The sequence below is a fragment of the Elizabethkingia occulta genome (assembly GCF_002023715.1).
Taxonomy (GTDB): Bacteria; Bacteroidota; Bacteroidia; order Flavobacteriales; family Weeksellaceae; genus Elizabethkingia; species Elizabethkingia occulta.
On the sequence record NZ_MAHX01000013.1, the window covers coordinates 266567 to 284890 of the forward strand.

Here is an 18324-nt window from a genome sequence, read left to right on the forward strand (position 1 = left end):
TAAACAAGCAACAGACAATTATACTTATGATTATCACGTTCGCAACCCAAAAGGGCGGAGCGGGGAAAACCACGCTTGCCTTAGCATTTGCCAATTATCTATCCATAGTATCTGAAAGAAAGATCAATGTGTTTGATTTTGATTATCAGAAGTCCTTTTTTAATAAATGGAAAGAAGATGAATATTCTGTTTTGCCCAAGCTGTATGATGTGGAAGTTATCGGAGATGAGGATGAAGAACAGCCTTTTGCTGATTTAGAAAAAATTATTGACTTAAAGGAGAGCAAAGAGATATATCTGTTTGATTTGGCGGGAACCCTTGATCAGAAATACAGTGATTTACTCATTTACAGCGATTTTATCATCATTCCCTTTGAGTACTCTGATGTATCTGTAAAATCTACTCTGGTATTCAAAAACCTGCTGGGACTTCTTGAAAGTGAGGCAGAGCGGATCTTTATCCGTTCCAAATATGACAAAGGCTATAAATATCTCAACCAAAAGGAGATGGATATAGAAATTTCAAAATACGGAACCCTGATTGAAAGCCCGGTGTATAAAAGAAACTGTCTACAGACCATTGATACCCGAAAGCTGACTTATGAACAAAAAAATGCTATAAAAAGACCATTCAATGAAATCATAGAAGAGATTAATGAAGCACTACAAATTACCCTTTAAGGCTAGACATCTATTAAGAACAAAATCAAAAATAAGAAATGATAAAGTATTCACTAATTCTATTGGGACTTTATTTCCTGTACTATGCCGGAAATATTCTGTATGATCTGTTTTTAAGGAAAGAGAAAATCATACATATAGATTTAACTGAGGAATTTTCACTTGGTGATTTTTCCAAGACTCGGGACCAGGTTCCGACTTCCATCGGAATTGAAGATGTTGAGAACATCCGAACTCCCCAATCCTTTTTGAAAAGGGAACTTAATGTTCCAACACAATCCTCCAGTGAGCAGCAACCGGATTTGGAAGACTTAAGGAAAAGATTTGAAGCTGAACAGGATATTGATGATATGCCTTTACCAGCAAAAAACAATAGTGCGTCGGCAGTAGAAGAAAAGAATCAGCCAGATTACACCAACCAATCTCAGCCTGTATCTAATATGCCAGATCAGGATTCTAAGAGCGAAAAAACGGGGAAAACCAAATCCCACTGGAAAGAGCTCCTGAATTTATCGGAGACAACTGTTCAAATGGTCGCTAACTACGATGGACAGAAAGTCTACCACTCTATAATTTAAGTAACACATACACTTCAAAAATTACCCTGTATGATCCTTAACCAATAAGGATAGCATACCCCTTATGCCCAATTCTAAGCATAAAATCTAACTCTGATAATAAAAATTTAATCATTATGAATCACAAATTTAAATGCCATCAAGTGGTAAAAAAGTTATTGACTGCCTGTGTAATTCTTCTCGCTATCACTCCTGTATTTGCCCAAGGAGGAGCAACGGCTATTTCAAATGCTGCCAGTGATATTAAGGACTATTGGGACCCCATTAAGCTGATTTTAAAAGCCGTGGGCGGATTAGTAGGCTTCATCGGAGGTCTTAGAGTATATAACAAATGGACCAATGGAGATCAGGATGTGAACAAAGAAATCCTTGGTTATGGTGGAGCGATGATCTTTCTGATAGTAGTTCCGGAATTCGTAACCTCATTCTTTGCATAAGTCATGGGATTCTACCTATACAAGGGGCTGAAAAAGCCTCTTGTATTCTTCGGGCTGAAGGGCAAATATATTTTTTATGCCGTGGGTGTTATCGGAGGCGGAGTCATTGCAGCTCTCATATTGTCCAAGTTCGGACTACTAGGCTCTCTACTAGGACTTTTAGCGACCGGAGGTGGTGTTTATCTGATCTTCAGAAGACAGGACAAATACGGACTGTACGATAAGACTAAAAATAGTAATCAAATTTTCATTTTTCCCAAAAGGATAAGCAATAAAAAGCTTTTCCAGAAAGGTGGAACCAAAAGGCCATACAATAAATCAAAAAATAAATAATTCCGTATGAAAACCAAAAAACAAGCATTTACTATTCCTTTCATCGGCTATGATTATGGGGAAAATTATGATTGGGGTTTTGATGTTCTTTTCGGGCAGTATGGAAATCCTATTATAGGTATCAGGCTTAGAAATATGGTGGAACAGTACTCCGCTGATCCGGATCATTATCTCCATTTCCATACGGTTTTGAATCAGGTAGTATCCATTATCGGAGAAGGAAGAATTGTTCAAAAGCTTGATATTTTCGCCAAAAAAAGATACACAGCTGAGAAATCTAATCAGTTTTTGCAACAGAAATACTCTGAGCATTTTGACGGCAGACTTTTCAAAACCATTGAAACTGTACTTCTGTTTACAGATATTATTAATGACAAAATAAAGAAAAATGGAAGCCGAATCTCAGCGTTCTCAGAAAAAAGCTATAAAGAGCTTCGGGATAAATGTCAAAAGGTCTATATGCTTTTAAAGCAAAATAACTGTGAACCTGAGTTCCTATTTGAAAAAGATTTTGAATATTACCTGTCCGGAGTTCTAACCATGCAGCCTACAGATACTCCGACTTATGATAATATTAAAAGTACTGAGGAGTATTTGCAAATAGGAAGCAGGTTTGTTAAGAATATTTCTTATGTCGATGTTGAAAAGATTGATTTACCCTCTGAAATAGAACCTTTTTCCATACTGGGAGGAAACGGAGCTGCCGGAGAAACGGCAGTAGATAATTTCACTTTTATAGGTGAGTTGGAAGATTACGAAACGATTATCTACAACCAGGTCATTACCATTCCACATCAGGCACAGCAGCAAAGGGAACTTGATAAAAAGAAGAAAAAGCACGAAGGTGCTGCTAACAATTCTCCTTCCAACGCCATTATTGCTGATGAGATTCAGACTTTGCTTCATAATATAGCTATAGATGGGCAGTTAGTTGTCAATGCCCATTTTTCCATTTTGTTTTCTGCGCCTACGCTGGAAAAAATGGAAAATATCCAGTCCATGATTGAGAATAGACTATTCACCAAGGGGATTATTGTTTCGAAAAATGCCTACAATCAGCTTGAGCTTTTCAGGGCAGCTCTTCCAGGTAATGCTACAGAGCTTAGGGAATATGATCTGTTTATGACGACAAGCGAAGCTGCGCTTTGTTTTTTTTTAAAAGAAAGCTACCCTTTGAGTGAAGAAAGTAGCTTCTACCTAAGATTTACCGACAGACAGGGGGTTCCCATAAAAGTTGATCCTGCGGATTTACCGATGAAGATCGGAAGAATCAATAACCGAAATAAGTTTGTGCTGGGACCCAGCGGATCAGGCAAGAGTTTTTTGATGAATAATATCGTGGAGCAGTATCTCACCTATAATTATGATGTTGTGATCGTAGATACAGGAGATTCCTACTCGGGAACATGTATGTACAAAGGTGGTCGATACATTCAGTATACCGAGGAAAAGCCGATTACGATGAATCCTTTTCTGATGGATAAGAAAGAATTCAATATTGAAAAAATAGAATTTTTGACCAATCTGATCTTTCTAATCTGGCAAGGACCGGATGCCATGATGACCTCTGCACAGAAATCGATATTGGACAATGTCCTGATGTCTTATTATCATACTTATTTCAACTCCGGTACAGAGTGGTATAAGCATAAAAGTTCTGAAGAATTAATGCTCTACTTAAGTAAATATAATATTCATGAAGAAGATATTCTTGCAGAGTATGAGGAAGGAATGGCGGAGAGACATAGCTATTATGATGTACTGGGAATAACTTTCGATTCCGATTCAGATGAAATCAAAGAAGCTTTTAGAAAACTGGCGATTGAATATCATCCGGATAAAAACATGAATAATCCTGATTATGACAGTGAAAAATTCTATAAAGTCTATGAGGCTTATGAAACTTTGAGTAGTGAAGAAAAGCGCAGAGCTTATAATGAAACCCTGATGATGATTCTTCAGGCACATGAAATTATAAACAAGCCTAAAGATCCGAAGGAGTGGAATGAATCTTTTAAAAATACTCTCATTAGAAAGATTAAAGAATTGGAAGAAAGGCTCAATACAAGAGAGCTTTCCTTTAATGGATTCTATGAGTATTGCGATAAATTTCTACCTCTTTACCTTGGTAATAAAAAGCACAGAATTACGGAAAGAGAATTTAATTTAAGGACCTTCCTGTTTGTTCTAAGGGATTTTTACAAAGGTGGAAGATATGAAACCACACTCAATGAAAGTGCAGACAATACGCTATTTGATGAGCCTTTTATTGTATTCGAAATTGATAATGTGAAAGATAATCCCAAGCTTTTTCCCATTGTAACACTTATCATTATGGATACTTTCATCCAGAAAATGCGACTCAGGAAAGATCGTCGTAAAGCCCTTATAATCGAAGAAGCGTGGAAGGCGATTGCATCAAAATTAATGGGTGGATATATTTTATATCTCTACAAAACTGTAAGGAAATTCTGGGGAGAAGCGGTAGTGGTCACCCAGGAACTGGATGATATTATCGGAAATGCTGTTGTAAAAGACAGTATTATCAATAATTCAGATACGTTTATCCTTCTGGATCAGACCAAGTTCAAGGACAATTTTGATCGTATAGCGGCTTTATTATCCTTGAATAAAGTAGAGCAGAACAAAATTTTTACCATTAACAACTTAAATAATAAGCAGGGACGAAGCCGTTTCAAGGAATTTTATTTGAAACGAGGTTCTAAAGGAGAAGTATATGGCAACGAGGTATCCCTTGAGCAGTATTTAACCTACACTACAGAAAAGCCTGAAAAATCTGCTGTTGAATACTATGTGCAAAAGTATGAGAACTATGATAAAGCTCTGGAGATTTTTGTAGAACAGGTGAAAAACTTCGGGGATGATATGGGAAGTATGGTTTCTTTAGTAAATCTGTATAAAAGACCTTTAGATCAGAAGGTTCTTAGGTTCTATCATGAGTTTAAGAACAGGAAGGAAAATATCGGTAAAAATATCTTCAAAATCATTTCTCAGGAATTAGAAGATGATGACATCAGTTTTTCAGAATTAGTTAACAGAGAAGTCTATGAGTATGAAAAAGTTTAGTTTATTTTTTTTAGGATTCGGAAGCTTACTATATGCCCAAAATACTTATATAGATCCTACGGTAACAGCAGCGATGATCCTATATTCAGAAAACCTGAAAGCCAAACAGAATGAAGTCATAGAGGAAACTTCCAAGTTGAAAGATGCACAAATGTGGGTAGGAACCCAGATAGTGGCAGCTAATGATATTCAGAATAGAATACTTAAAGGCTTAAAAGAAGTTTCAGGGACCTTACAAAATGGACTTCAGGTAAAAGAAATTTATTCAGAACTAAATAAGTGCTATAAATATTCTTCTGATGTGGTGCAACTGGCTTCCGCACATCCTCAATATGCCATTTTTGGAACTAAAGCATCTCAAAAAACGTATGAGCAAAGTTTGAAAATCGTAACAGATGTATCGGATATTCTTTCTTCGGGAGAGCTTAATCTTGCTACTGCAGGTGATCGCTATAAAATTCTGCATAATATTTCGGGAAATGTAAAAAGTCTAAAGCTGTGGCTTCTGGCCATAAAGCTGAGACTAGAAAAGGCCAATAGACTGGGCTTTTGGAATTCCATTAATCCTTTTGCCGGATATATCAATACGGATAAGGCTATTGTTGAAGACATTATGAACCGATACAAACGGAATTTTTAAAAACCATACAATGAAAAAGAAAATTTTTCTAAGCTTATTTATTTCGACGGTTTACATCATAATTACTTCTTCCGGTGGGAGCTCAACACCTGCCTGGCAGAAAGAAAATGTTTCTTTTCCGATGATGAATATAGAAATTAATGCTACGATGAAAGAGCATGACAGACAAAAGGAAATGCGAAAGAATCAGGCTTTGAATGCTGGTATTGAGAGTACCAACAGAAATGAATGGAATAGCTTTAAGGATAAGGTTACTAAAATACAGGATAGGCTAAGGGTTGTTTCATTTGCTCTTCAGGCCATTCCAACCGGAGTAGCGATGAGCAGGGAGGTTAAGAAAATTACTCAAAACCAGACTTTAATTATTGATGAATTGAGTACAGCACCTTATTCCATAATAACGGTTTTACCTTCCGGAGTACAGTATGTGGATGATCTGCAAATGGTGACCCGCCTGATTACAGGAATTATCCTCTCTTACGGAGCGATCAATCAAATGGAAAAATCGGAACGTAAAATTTTATTGGACTATGCTTTAGGAGAGGTGAAAACCCTTAGCAGGAATTCTACCCACATGCTTTTAAAAATACGTGACATTAAGGCTAAAGTCCTAAGAAACAAGAGAGCTTTCCAATATTATGTCAACAGGGACAGGCAGGTTGTGGAAAATATCATGAAAAATATCAAATCCTTTTAAATAAGAAAGAGATGAATAGAAGAATATTTATTTTAGGAATTCTGGCATTTTCTTCCACTATGGTAAGAAGTCAGCAAATAGTTATCAATGATAAACTTTTATCCCAACTGACGGTAAATCATGGTGTTCGATTGGGAAGTGAACAGGTGTTTTTAGACTCTTATGAAAAGCAGAATGAGCTCTATAATGAGATTAAAAATAAGACCGCACAAGTGATCGCCATTCAAGAGTACATCTATCAGCAGCTGAAAAATGTTAATTCAGCCCTTACTCAGAGTAAAAAACTCATCTATCTCTATCAGTATTTAGGAAAAATAGGGAACAATTCTAACAAAATGCTGGATTTATCGATACAACACCCTGAATACGCGGTTTTAGTTTCAAAATATTATAGCGCAATAGGAGAACAGTTGCTAAAGCTTAAGCAGGAAATATCGGCGGATATATTAAATGAAAACAAAGACTTTTTGATGGATGCTATGGATCGAGAAATGCTATTGGAAAAGGTATTTACAAGGGTTAGAAACATCAATGGTAATATTCTCTATATCATTTTACGCTTAGAGAATGCTAAGAAGATCCCTTATCTCTATCAGGTCCCTGTCCTTAGGAATTACATTAATGTCGACAGAGCGATTGTGGGAGATATTATTCAAAAATATAAATACATATTTAATTAAACGATGAAATATCAATTCAGAAAATTAATAGGCTTTTCATTCTTGTTTATAACTATGGGCGTTTTTGCACAAGTAAGCGTAAAGCGTCTGAATGATCCGGCCATTGTTGCCCAGCATAAAAGAATGGTTTTTGAAAGCTGGGGAGACTGGCGCCCCTATCCTAAATATTTTTTAGGGATTCAAACCAATTTTGCTTATGCCACGGTATGGGGTATGTGGGCTCCTAATATCAATAGAGATTATAAGGATGGAGAGGACATAAGACCATTAAAGCCTACAGGAGTACAGAATCAGCGATTTGCTCAATTGAAATACGAAGAAGAAGAGGCTAAAAAAATAAAGGCAGCCTCCGATACCATTTACAAAAGGAGCGTTCAGGATTTTGCGCATTGGACAAGTGTTACTGTAGATGCTGATCCGTTATGGCTCTTGTATTACAAGCGGATGTTAAAGCCAATCACAGAATTTCCTGATACGCCACAAAATTTTATGCAGTGGCGGTTGAAAAATCAGGAGGCTTACCTGGCACTTCATACTACAGGAACATTAAAAAGGCTTCAGGAGGAACTTGATCTTATTAAAGAGAAATATGCTATGTCCCGGTCTATGGATATGCCAAGGGGGAAACGCTTTATGATGTACCACGAAACACTCTTACGGTGGAGGAAATTTGTGCAGGAATTAAGAAAGCAAAATAATAAGACGACCCTGCTTCTGGACTATAAAAATATTTTGAAAGATTATTCTCCTTCTGCATTGCCTTCGAGCTGGACTCCGGTATCAGATAAGCAGCGTGCTGAGCGTATAATGCAACAATACAAACACCGATATTAAATATGAATAGAAAGCTAACCTTATTTTGTTGTTTACTGGCAATAGTACTACCAGTAATGGGCTTTGCTCAAACAGACAGTGATTACAGTAATTTACTTCAGTTTTTAAAAGGTGATGGTGCTTTTGAAAAATGGTTTATGGAAGTGTTTACAAAGCTCGATACCAGTGTTCAGGATAGTGCAAATGATGCTGCACTGGTTGGAAAGGCTATAGGCGGACTAGGTGCTTTGATGTATCTGGGGTATATGGGATGGCAAATGGCCGCCGGAGACAGGGAATGGGAAATTACGCCTATGCTAAAACCTGTTTTGATTGGATTTACCCTAATCTACTGGACAGGATTTGTGAATTTGATTCAAGCTCCCTTTGAAGCTATTGCAGAACCGGGAGTCGCTATTTTTAGTGATATAGAATCTGAGGTCAATGACTTAAGAGTTGAAAGGTTCAAGAAGCAGCAGCAATTATTGGATGCTGTAATAAAACTCAAAGCCAGTGAAGATGCCAAGCAGGAGGTTATTGAAAATGCCGGTAAAGATGCAGATGATTCCTGGTTTGATATTAGTGACGGATTGGATAAACTGATCCAGCCTATTAAGGAATGGCAGATCAGAATGCAATTTCAGATGCAAAAATTAGTAGCTGAAGTCATTGAGTTTATATGCCTCTCCATTCTTCGGATTTGTGTCTACCTTATTTTCTTTATTCAGAAGATCTGGGCTTATATACTCATTATTTTAGGACCTATTGCTGTGGGAATGGCTCTTGTTCCGGGATTTGAAAACTCTTTATACAGTTGGGTTTCTAAATTCATCAACATTAATCTATACACTTTCGTTGCTTATACTATTATCAATATAGGTCAGCAACTCATTGCTTCCGGTTATACTATGGAAATAGACCGCTACAATACGCTTTTAACAGATGGTACTGTTACCAATTTAGATGCCCTAATGGTTTACATTAATAATTCAGGAATGATCTATAATCAGCTTTTTACATGTGTCGCCTACATCGTTACGGGAATTGGTGTTTTAATGACTCCGACAATTGCTGATACGATTGTAACGGCGGGAGGAGCAGGGGTAATGACCAAAATGAAAAATGCAGCTGGTAAAATGGTAAGTACTGTAAAAACGGCAATACTAGCTGCTAAAACGGGAGGTGTAGCGGCTGCAAAATCTGCTGCGGCAGGCTCTGCATCCGGTAGAGTAAACAGAGCCATGAAAAGTGGAAAATAAATAAAATCCTTAGTGTCTAATTTCTAATTCCTAAAATAAAAATGCTTATCAAAAATATTGAACAAAGAATAAAGATTAACAAGATTGTTTCTCTGGCGAGTATTGCTTTTGCTGTTTTCATTGTTATAGGAGGTTTTTTCTTTGCTTATAGAATCATTGAAGATTCCAGAAAATCCATTTACATACTGGATAATGGCGTTCCGGTTTTGGCCAAGCAAACCGATGTTTTGCTCAACAGACCCGTTGAATATAAAGCTCAGATCGAACTTTTTCACAGATTATTTTTCACGTTGGCTCCTGACGATGCCTATATCAAGGACAATATTCAGAAATCCCTTTATCTGATTGATGACAGTGGAAAGAAAGAATACACCAATTTAAGGGAAAAAGGTTTTTATAACCAGATTATAGCTTCGAGTTCAATGGTTAGTATCCATACGGATTCGATAACCCTAAATCCGGAGCAAAAGAAATTCATTTTTTTTGGAAAACAGATGATTACCAGAAAGTCATCTATTATTACCCGAAAATTAATCACTGAGGGTTTTTTTGAAGATCTCATCCGCAGTCCTAACAACCCACATGGTGTGATCCTCAGAAACTGGCGTATCATCGATAATGAAGACATTTCTAATCAAACTAAAAATTCGTATTAGCCATGAACTCTTTATTTAAACAAACAAGGCAGAAATGCCTGGACTGGATAGTCCATCATCCTAAAAAGTTTTTTACCTATTCGATGATTTTTCTCTCAGTGTCCTTTGTAGGTTCTCTGATTCAGGGCATTTTCTTTCCCTTGGGGGGAACGGTATTTAAAATTAAGCCTCCCTCTCTTTATTCCAAAAGTCAGATGCCCCAGAATCCTAATGTAAACAATGAAAAAGAAATGAAAAAGATTGTGGAAGAGCTTAAAATTTTAAAAGTGAAAAGAGACGGGAAACAACTGCAAAAACAGGACAGCCTGAGAATTGAATATTTGTTTAACCAATATCAGCAATTAAAAAATGACCGGTAGCACCGGGGGCAATTTATCTAAAAATCGAAACTCAATGAAAAAACTGAATTTTAAGGAAAAAAAATATGTGCTGCCTCTTTTGGCTTTGCCATTCCTACTTCTTTTTGCTTATGTGGGAGCTGGGTTTACCCAAAAGGAGCCTCCTAAGGATAAACCCAAAGAGCTTTCTCTTTCCCTTGGTGAATCTAAGGATTCTATTATGAGTAAAAATGATGCTTATGATGCATTTTTCAAAAAAGAGGATAACAGAACAATGCTGGAAGGGCTTGACAAAGAGAAGGATAGTCTATTACACTATGAAGACCAGTTATCATTAGCTCAAAAAAGAAAAATAGATTCACTTAAAAGCTTATCTAAAAGACAAAACGAGTACTCATCCAAAGGAAATTCATCCTCTTACGATAATCCCAAGCAAGAGCAAAATAATGACAGAGACTATAAAAGGTCTTCGGAAATTATCCGAATGCTGAACGATAAATCCTATGGAAGAGGAGAAAGCAGTAGTCCTATGGAAAGTACTGGAACAAAACCCTTAAATAGAGCACAGGCTCCTGATCCGGCTAAATACCTGAAACAACAGATGCTGGTGATGGATTCTTTAGAAAAATCACGAGATCCTGAATATCAAAATAAGCTGATGGCTGAAGAAAAGCTAAAAGCTAGTAAGGAAAAGCTTGAAGAATTCCTTAATTCAACATTCAATGTCAGCAAATCAGGGATAAACAGTGAGTTCAATGCTTTTTATAGAGAAAGAGAAAACAGTTTTATCAAAGCTGTCATTGACGAAAATAACAAAGGTTATTTAGGCAGCAGAATCCGGCTGAGACTTTTAGAGGATATTTTCGTTGGAAATAAAAGACTAGAGAAAGGTTCTATACTGTATGGCCAAATCTCAGGATTCTCAATGCAAAGGGTGAATCTTACTATAGTTTCTGCATTCATTAAAGGAGAAATTTATCCTGTCAATTTATCTATTTACGATGTTGATGGAATGAAAGGTCTGTATGTACCGGAGAGCGTTTTCCGGGATATGATCCGGGAAATGGGAAGTAACTCTGTACAAGGAACACAGATGGATATGGGCGGACAGGGATTTTTCACCAGTATAGGCTCCAAGTTATTTACCTCTACTTCAAAGTCCATTGCCAATCTGATTAAAACCAATAAAGCCAAATTAAAATATGGCTCACAGGTATTTCTGATTGATGAAAAACAAATGAAAGATTCACAAAATCAACAAAAAAAATAAACAGATGAAAGCTCTATTATATACGTTACTTATTTTCATAGCTCAATTTTTTACTGCACAAACCGCTACAAAGCAGCAGATTATTTCAGATTTACCGGAAATAGACATTACCGAAGGAATCAGTCTTCATCTAATTTCTCCGGAACCCATCCAATATGTTGATCTTTCCACTCAGCAGCTGACAGGTGATTTACCATTGAGTCATATTGCCAGAGTCAAAATTACAGATAAGTCAAATGCGACCGATAAAGAGGGAAATAAAGACCTATCTGTACACAGTAATGGAGATCAAATTGGTATTGTCACGGTAGTAGCACAGTCTTTTATTGCCCAATATAAAGCAGTTTACAAGAATTCTGAAACTAGGAGCACTGTTACCAATGTTCATATTCAACCTGAGGCAATGCAGCCTATAGAGTTCAATAAAATGATGTTTTCCAATTTTGAGCTTAGAAAATTTGCGTTGAATATTATTCAGACAAAATCAGAAAAAGATCCGATTCGGGAAGAGAAAAACCTTAGGCTCAGTGTCCAGCTCAATAATGTCTATGTTATGAGTGATTACATTTTCTTGGATATGACCCTTAAAAACAACTCCAATTTGGGCTATGACATTGAAGCTTTGAAATTTTCTGTAGAAGATAAGCAGATTCATAAGGCTACCAATAATCAGAGCATTGAACTGACTCCGATTTTTCAGCTGAATACCCAAAAATATTTTAGGAAAAATTTCCGGAATATTTATGTGTTTAAAAAATTTACTTACCCGAATTCTAAAGTGATGATGATTCGCCTGGTAGAAGAGCAGCTTTCTGGAAGAACTCTGGAAATGAAAATCAACTACTCGGATATTCTTAAAGCCGACACCTTCTAAGCTGAAGTTCGGCCTCCAGCGGAAGTTCCGCTTCCATTTAGAATAAATAATAATATTCAAAAATAGTATAAATGCAAGAACAGCAGCATCAGATTAAAATATATGGATTTCTGCAAAAAGTAGTATATGCCATAGTTGCGTTGGATTGTGCATCACTATTTTATCTGCACGCAGATATTCCTGTACTCTCAAATTTGCTCAGGAACTTTTCTAAGATGAGCTTTATTTATCCTCCTGTCAATGCCAAATTTGCCACACTTATTCTGATAGGATTGGTAGCCATCGGTACAAAAGCCAAGAAAAAGAAAGATTTAAATATTGCTATAGAGATAGTTGCTCCTATGGTGCTGGGTCTTGTGATGATGTTTTCTTCTTTGGTTTGGCAAAAAGAAGCTAGAGATTCTGCACTACCTAAAATCTTTCCCGGAATGAATCTTTATCAGGTTGTTTATGCTTTTCTTTCTTTTCTCGGAGCAGTGATCCTTCAGATGGGAGCCGATAGTATTTCCAAACTGATGCAGCAGAAAATGGGAAAAGATAGATGGAATGTGGAAGAAGAGTCTTTTGATCAAAATCAAGAGCTTGTACAATCCGATACCAGTGTCAATATTCCCTATATATTTTGGTATGGAGGCAAAAAGCATGAGGGATGGATAAATATCGATCCATTTCGCGGGACAATGGTAATTGGCGTTCCTGGCTCAGGTAAATCTTTTGGCGTAATCAATCCCGCTATCAGACAGATGATAGCCAAAGGATTTTGTCTTATGATTTATGATTTTAAGTTTCCTGATCTGGGACAGATTGCCTATTACCATTATCTGCTTAAGAAGAGTAAAGATTCTGGTTATAATTATAGTTTTCACGTTATCAATCTTAATGAAGTTGAAAAATCAAGAAGGGCTAACCCTTTTAAAAAAGAATATATAAAAACCTTGGCTGAAGCTCAGGAAATGGCAGAAGCGATGGTATCTTCTTTACAAAAAGGAAATACAAGTTCCGGAGGTGGTTCGGATGCTTTCTTCACACAATCAGCCATTAATTTTCTTTCCTCCTGTATTTATTTTTTTGCTACTTACGAAAACGGAAAGTATTCGGATCTACCTCATATTCTTTCTTTTATGAACCGTAGTTATAAGGAAATTTTTGATACGCTTTTCACCCATGAAGAACTGTATTCTTTGCTCTCACCTTTTAAGTCAGCTTATGAAAATAAGGCTTTTGATCAATTGGAAGGGCAGGTGGGAACATTGAAGATATTTTTATCCAGATTGGCTACCAAAGAGAGTTTTTGGGTGTTTTCAGGTGATGAAGTGGAATTAAAAATGACAGACAGGAATAATCCTTCCATTATTATTCTGGCTTCAGATCCGGGAACTCAGGATATTAATTCAGCCTTGTATTCTTCGGTACTCAACAGGACACTACGTTTAATAAACTCCAAAAACAATCTACCGGGAGGTATTATTGCTGATGAGTTTCCGACGATTTACATTCATAAAATTGATAATGTGGTTGCCACAGCAAGAAGTAACAGGGTTGCTGTAATGCTAGGTCTTCAGGAACTTCCACAGCTTCGCCAGTTTTACAAGAAGGAAGTAGCAGATACTATTTCTGCCATTGTCGGAAATATTCTCTCAGGTTCCGTAAGGGATAAAAATACATTGGACTGGCTTGAAAAGCTTTTTGGTAAAATAAAACAGAAATCATACTCCCAATCAATCTCTCAACAAGGAACAACCACCAGTATCAATGAGAAAATGGATTTTATGATTCCCGCAGGAAAAATAGCAACACTTAAAACCGGGGAAATGGTTGGGATTATTGCTCAGGGTGAAGAAAATAATACCGAAGAATACAAAACTTCTGCGGTGAATGGCAAAATTAACCTGGATATGAAAAGTATTAAAAAAGAGGAAGCGGAACTTCCGCCTATGCCGACTTACTATTCTTTTGTAGATAAAGCAGGAGTTAACCGTAAAGAGGAGGTCCTGATGACCAATTTTAGAAAAATCAATAAAGAAGTGGAATTAATCGTCAGAGAATTAGTAAAAGCATAATTATGGTACAGACTAAAATAATAAGTGGCAGACGTTACAAGATGGTTTTACCCATTTTCCTGTTAATAAGCAGCTTTATGTTTGCCCAATTTAACACACTTTCACCTTCACAGCCTAGGAAGCCTGAAAGCCCGAAGATGACTGAAACGGAAAAAGAGGATGAGCAGCTAAATAAAAAAAATGGAAAAAGCTTTTGGAAAAACATCTTCAATACGACAACCAAATCGGATCTGAAGAATGAACTCGATTCTTTAAAAATACTGTTGAAAGAATACAGCCACATAAACAATTCCAGAAGAGACATTCAAAGGATAAAAGATTCTTTACTTCTGGTGACTCAGCTTAGATATGAGAAAAAAAGAGAGGATTTAAAAAATCACTCCCCCGGTGCTTTATATGACTTTGTGGAAGAGCCTAAAGAACAATTATCAAAAATTGTAATGCCTCTGCGTAATACAATGAGTATCACATCTCCTTATGGAACAAGGGTACATCCTATTTTCGGTACGAAGAGAATGCATGGAGGCATTGATTTAAAAGCTTATTATGAAAATATATATGCTGTAATGGATGGAGTTGTAACGGCCAGTGGCTGGGACCCTGGTGGCGGTGGTAACTATATTAAGATACGGCACTTTAACCGCTTTGAAACGGCTTATCTGCACTTATCGGAAGTCTATTACAAAGTCGGAGAGCCCGTGAAAGCCGGATTTATCATTGGAAAGAGTGGAAATACCGGAAATTCTACAGGCCCACATTTACATTTTTCGGTAAAAGAATTCGGGCAAAGTATCAACCCAGCTGATTTTCTAAATGATTTAATAAAAGTCAATAACCTTATGATAACCTATCCTAATACCAGTACAGCATTATACAAACCCTACTAAATAGATTAAAAATGAAAAATAATAATTTACCCACAGATGAACTCAAGAAATATGGAATTATTGACCAGGACAATACATTTTCCAAAAAATTAAGTCCTGAAGATATTCAGAGGTTTTTACAAGGATATACGATCGTTGCAGACAATGATAAAAAAAGAGCCACTTTTCAGCTCGTTGAGAATAATAGTAGGCTTAATGTCATTTTTTTAGAACGTGATAAAAATCTTTCGGAACTCCTTAAAAACAGTGAAAAGAGAATTGAATACACTGATATAAAGGAAGTCTCAAATAAATTGCCTTTGGGGTTTCTGGGACTTGAAAAGAAGGCTTTTGTCTTTGATGAAGAAACAGATAAAGTATTTGAGTTTGATTTGATTGGACATGCTACTGAGCTTACTGCCATTATTGCAGATAAAAAGGATGCTCAGGAACTTGGTCGCTACAAAAATGAGTTATTAAAGCTTAAAGCATTTATTCAGGATAAGTTAGAACTAGGATTTCCACCTGAAATCGCAAAAGAGATTTCCCGTGATCTGAATATAGTATCAAGAGAGATAGATATTGTTGATGGGATTTTTCAAAAACAGGAAAAATCGGATGTTCAGTTGAATGTAAACGATCCTGATCTCTACCAGGATGGTAACCGAATGAGAGAAGAACAGCAGCAGGAGAGGGATGAAAAAAGGGGTTTTAGAAGATAAAACTCTGTTGATAAGCCTAATATATAGTAGAATCTCAAAGTAAATAAAATTTAAGAATGGATTTATTTGAAGATTATGAGCTTATTCCTGAAGAACTGAAGGCCGTATGTGATAAATGGCAGCAAAAGGCAATGTACGAGGGACTTGACTATAATGATTGCGCCATTTTTCAGGAAGAATGCGAAGCTATCGGTTATACGTTTGATTACGGGCTGGATGCAGATCCTTTTGATTTACGTGCCATTGATCCGAAAGAGCAAAAATTAGAAAATCTGACTATTAATAATCAAAAAAATATGGAATTGGTCAATGATTTAAGCTGGTATGATAAGAATATTACTCCGATAACTAGAGCTTATAAAAATTTTGTAAAAGAGATGAAAAATACGTCTCCGGAACAATGGTTTAAGGATGGAGAACGGAAGTTTTCCGGTCAGGAAAAAAAGTTCATCGCTATTTATCAATTTAAGAATAAAGCTAAAATGTCTCATTCTGTAAATACTCATCCTTATTCTGTAAATGAATTAATTGGTAATAGTTTTCAGGAAAAATTCAGAAATATAACGGCAAAATATGCGGTAGAAGTTCTAAATAATTACGATGATGATAAAATCCTACAGTTTGTAGATAACAAAAGAAATACAATAGTCAGAATAGATAATCCGTCAGATAGGCACAATTTACTTTTCGATTTATGGGCAAAAGAATTTCAGAATAGGACTGATTTAAGCTCAGGATTAGACAATAGACAGATTGAGGAACGAATGGCTTACCATTACCACAAATACGAAAGAGTAGAGAATAACTTTAATACTGAAGTCAATCAACTCATCAAAGATTCACCTGAAAGCAGGAAAAGTACACGTGATCTTGATTGGGAAGAAAACAATCTTGGATTTGAAGATCTGTTTTTAAAAGAAGATTTTGAAGAAAATCTGGTTCCCGCATCCGGTCTTCCGCAAGGATGGATCTGGCGGGAATATGATGATGGTAGCGGTTCGTTGATAAGCCCGAGTGAAAATAGCTACTACAGCTATGATCTTCAAACTCAAGAATACAGATTACCCGATGGCAGTGGATGGAGAACTCTGAGAGATCATTATAACCATCCACAAACATTATTCGACTTTAGAATATTTGCGGAACAGAACTTAAAAGAAAAGGCGGCAAAAAATGATCTTTCCCCGAAACTTTCAGTAGAGGAAAAAAAAGATCTGCTCAACTACAGAACCTTTATGAAAGAAAATGAATTCATACTTGAAAAATTACAGATTACTGAGAATCAAAGAGCAGCTTATGCGCAAAAAACTGAATTTGGAACAACAGACGATGATTATTCTTTGACAAAGCAACAATTGGATCAAATACCTGATGTTCTTGATGGACACCAACTATCGAAGAATGATAAATACGCATTAGTTTTTGGCTTATTGGAAAAGCAGGAGTACGGCGAATCTTATGAATTATTAGGAAATGGCGAAATTTTAAAAAACTATCTAAACGAAGATAACTTGCCTTCCTTTAAAATATTAACAATAAATGATATAAAGTTTAACAACCCAAATTCTAACATTATGGAAACAACAAAAGAATTTAATCAGGTACAATACCTAAAAGACCAGATGAAATATCTTGGTTTTGGAGAAGATGAAAAGCTTCACAAAGATTTGGAAAAAGGAATTAAATTAAAGAAAAATGAATTTGAAATTAAAGCTTCTTCCGATAAAACTTTGCCCGGAAATAAGGTAGATTTTATTTTGAAATTCAATAAAACTGAAAGTGGTGGTGTTTTCCTTAATTCTTATCACGCAAAATTAGCAAATGATAAAAATGAAGAGATATCCCATAATTTTCCGGTAAACCGTGAAAATACTTTTACGGCTAAAGAGGCTGTAAACCTTCTGGAAGGGCGCAGTGTGAAAATAGAGTTTCTTAATCCCAAGACTGATCAAAAGGAGCCTGCCTTTGTGAGATTCGATTTTAGTGAACCCAAAACTGAAAAAGGAAATTACAAATTCCAGAATTTTTATAAAAACTATGGTATTGATACTGCTGAGATTGTCGAAAAATCCAACTTGATATTTGATAAGCCGGAGTATAAAGACAGCACAATCAAATCTCTGGAAAAAGGGAATATAGTAAAAGTAAAGATAAAAGAGAATGATCAGGTGGTTGAAGCAAAAGCGGTTTTAAACGCACAATACAAGAATTTGAACCTTTATGATCAGGATATGACCAGGATCAATACCAATAAACCTTTGCAGGGGATGGAGGATGAGAGAGGACATGATAAGGCCAATGTAAAGGAGCAAAGCATTAAACGATAAAATTATA

At 36.2% G+C, this 18324-nt stretch carries 18 protein-coding genes; all 18 read left to right on the top strand.

Annotation, left to right across the window (positions count from 1 at the left end):
• Positions 1-26: 26 nt before the first annotated feature.
• The 18 genes from BAZ10_RS07645 to BAZ10_RS07730 all read left to right on the top strand — a co-directional run bounded on the left by BAZ10_RS07645 (position 27) and on the right by BAZ10_RS07730 (position 18317).
• Complete coding sequence (locus BAZ10_RS07645) at positions 27-680, top strand: ParA family protein (protein ID WP_078771557.1); 654 nt, start codon at positions 27-29, stop codon at positions 678-680.
• 38 nt (positions 681-718) lie between these two features.
• Positions 719-1258, top strand: a complete 540-nt coding sequence (locus BAZ10_RS07650) for a hypothetical protein (RefSeq protein WP_078771558.1) — start codon at positions 719-721, stop codon at positions 1256-1258.
• 116 nt (positions 1259-1374) lie between these two features.
• Positions 1375-1695, top strand: coding sequence for a DUF4134 domain-containing protein (locus BAZ10_RS07655; protein ID WP_078771559.1), 321 nt, complete (start codon positions 1375-1377; stop codon positions 1693-1695).
• Between the two features lie 3 nt (positions 1696-1698).
• A complete protein-coding gene (locus BAZ10_RS07660) occupies positions 1699-2028 on the top strand; it encodes a DUF4133 domain-containing protein (RefSeq protein ID WP_078771560.1) in 330 nt (109 codons plus the stop codon).
• Between the two features lie 6 nt (positions 2029-2034).
• The gene (locus tag BAZ10_RS07665; protein WP_078771561.1) at positions 2035-5115 is read left to right on the top strand and encodes a TraG family conjugative transposon ATPase; all 3081 of its coding nucleotides are present in this window, start codon (positions 2035-2037) and stop codon (positions 5113-5115) included.
• Positions 5102-5755 (top strand): hypothetical protein, encoded by a 654-nt coding sequence (locus tag BAZ10_RS07670; RefSeq protein ID WP_078771562.1) that lies wholly within the window; start codon positions 5102-5104, stop codon positions 5753-5755. The genes BAZ10_RS07665 and BAZ10_RS07670 overlap by 14 nt, the downstream gene beginning before the upstream one ends.
• A 10-nt stretch (positions 5756-5765) precedes the next feature.
• A complete protein-coding gene (locus BAZ10_RS07675) occupies positions 5766-6452 on the top strand; it encodes a hypothetical protein (protein WP_078771563.1) in 687 nt (228 codons plus the stop codon).
• Positions 6453-6463: 11 nt separating this feature from the next.
• On the top strand, positions 6464-7132 hold the full coding sequence (locus tag BAZ10_RS07680; protein ID WP_078771564.1) for a hypothetical protein: 669 nt from the start codon (positions 6464-6466) through the stop codon (positions 7130-7132).
• 3 nt (positions 7133-7135) lie between these two features.
• Complete coding sequence (locus tag BAZ10_RS07685; protein WP_078771565.1) at positions 7136-7966, top strand: hypothetical protein; 831 nt, start codon at positions 7136-7138, stop codon at positions 7964-7966.
• A gap of 2 nt (positions 7967-7968) precedes the next feature.
• Positions 7969-9204 (top strand): hypothetical protein, encoded by a 1236-nt coding sequence (locus BAZ10_RS07690; protein WP_078771566.1) that lies wholly within the window; start codon positions 7969-7971, stop codon positions 9202-9204.
• 41 nt (positions 9205-9245) lie between these two features.
• Positions 9246-9860, top strand: coding sequence for a conjugative transposon protein TraK (gene traK, locus BAZ10_RS07695; protein WP_078771567.1), 615 nt, complete (start codon positions 9246-9248; stop codon positions 9858-9860).
• A 2-nt stretch (positions 9861-9862) separates the two neighbouring features.
• Entirely contained in the window at positions 9863-10219 is a 357-nt protein-coding gene (locus BAZ10_RS07700; RefSeq protein ID WP_078771568.1) for a hypothetical protein, read from the top strand.
• A gap of 34 nt (positions 10220-10253) precedes the next feature.
• Positions 10254-11468 (top strand): conjugative transposon protein TraM, encoded by a 1215-nt coding sequence (traM, locus tag BAZ10_RS07705; RefSeq protein ID WP_078771841.1) that lies wholly within the window; start codon positions 10254-10256, stop codon positions 11466-11468.
• Between the two features lie 4 nt (positions 11469-11472).
• Complete coding sequence (locus BAZ10_RS07710) at positions 11473-12342, top strand: DUF4138 domain-containing protein (protein ID WP_078771569.1); 870 nt, start codon at positions 11473-11475, stop codon at positions 12340-12342.
• Positions 12343-12413: 71 nt separating this feature from the next.
• Positions 12414-14402 carry a type IV secretory system conjugative DNA transfer family protein gene (locus BAZ10_RS07715; RefSeq protein ID WP_078771570.1) on the top strand — a complete coding sequence of 663 codons (1989 nt, stop codon included), beginning with the start codon at positions 12414-12416 and terminating at the stop codon, positions 14400-14402.
• A gap of 2 nt (positions 14403-14404) precedes the next feature.
• Positions 14405-15289 carry a M23 family metallopeptidase gene (locus BAZ10_RS19440; protein WP_078771571.1) on the top strand — a complete coding sequence of 295 codons (885 nt, stop codon included), beginning with the start codon at positions 14405-14407 and terminating at the stop codon, positions 15287-15289.
• 11 nt (positions 15290-15300) lie between these two features.
• Positions 15301-15990, top strand: a complete 690-nt coding sequence (locus BAZ10_RS07725; protein WP_078771572.1) for a hypothetical protein — start codon at positions 15301-15303, stop codon at positions 15988-15990.
• Positions 15991-16046: 56 nt separating this feature from the next.
• Positions 16047-18317, top strand: coding sequence for a hypothetical protein (locus BAZ10_RS07730; protein WP_245803772.1), 2271 nt, complete (start codon positions 16047-16049; stop codon positions 18315-18317).
• Positions 18318-18324: the final 7 nt, after the last annotated feature.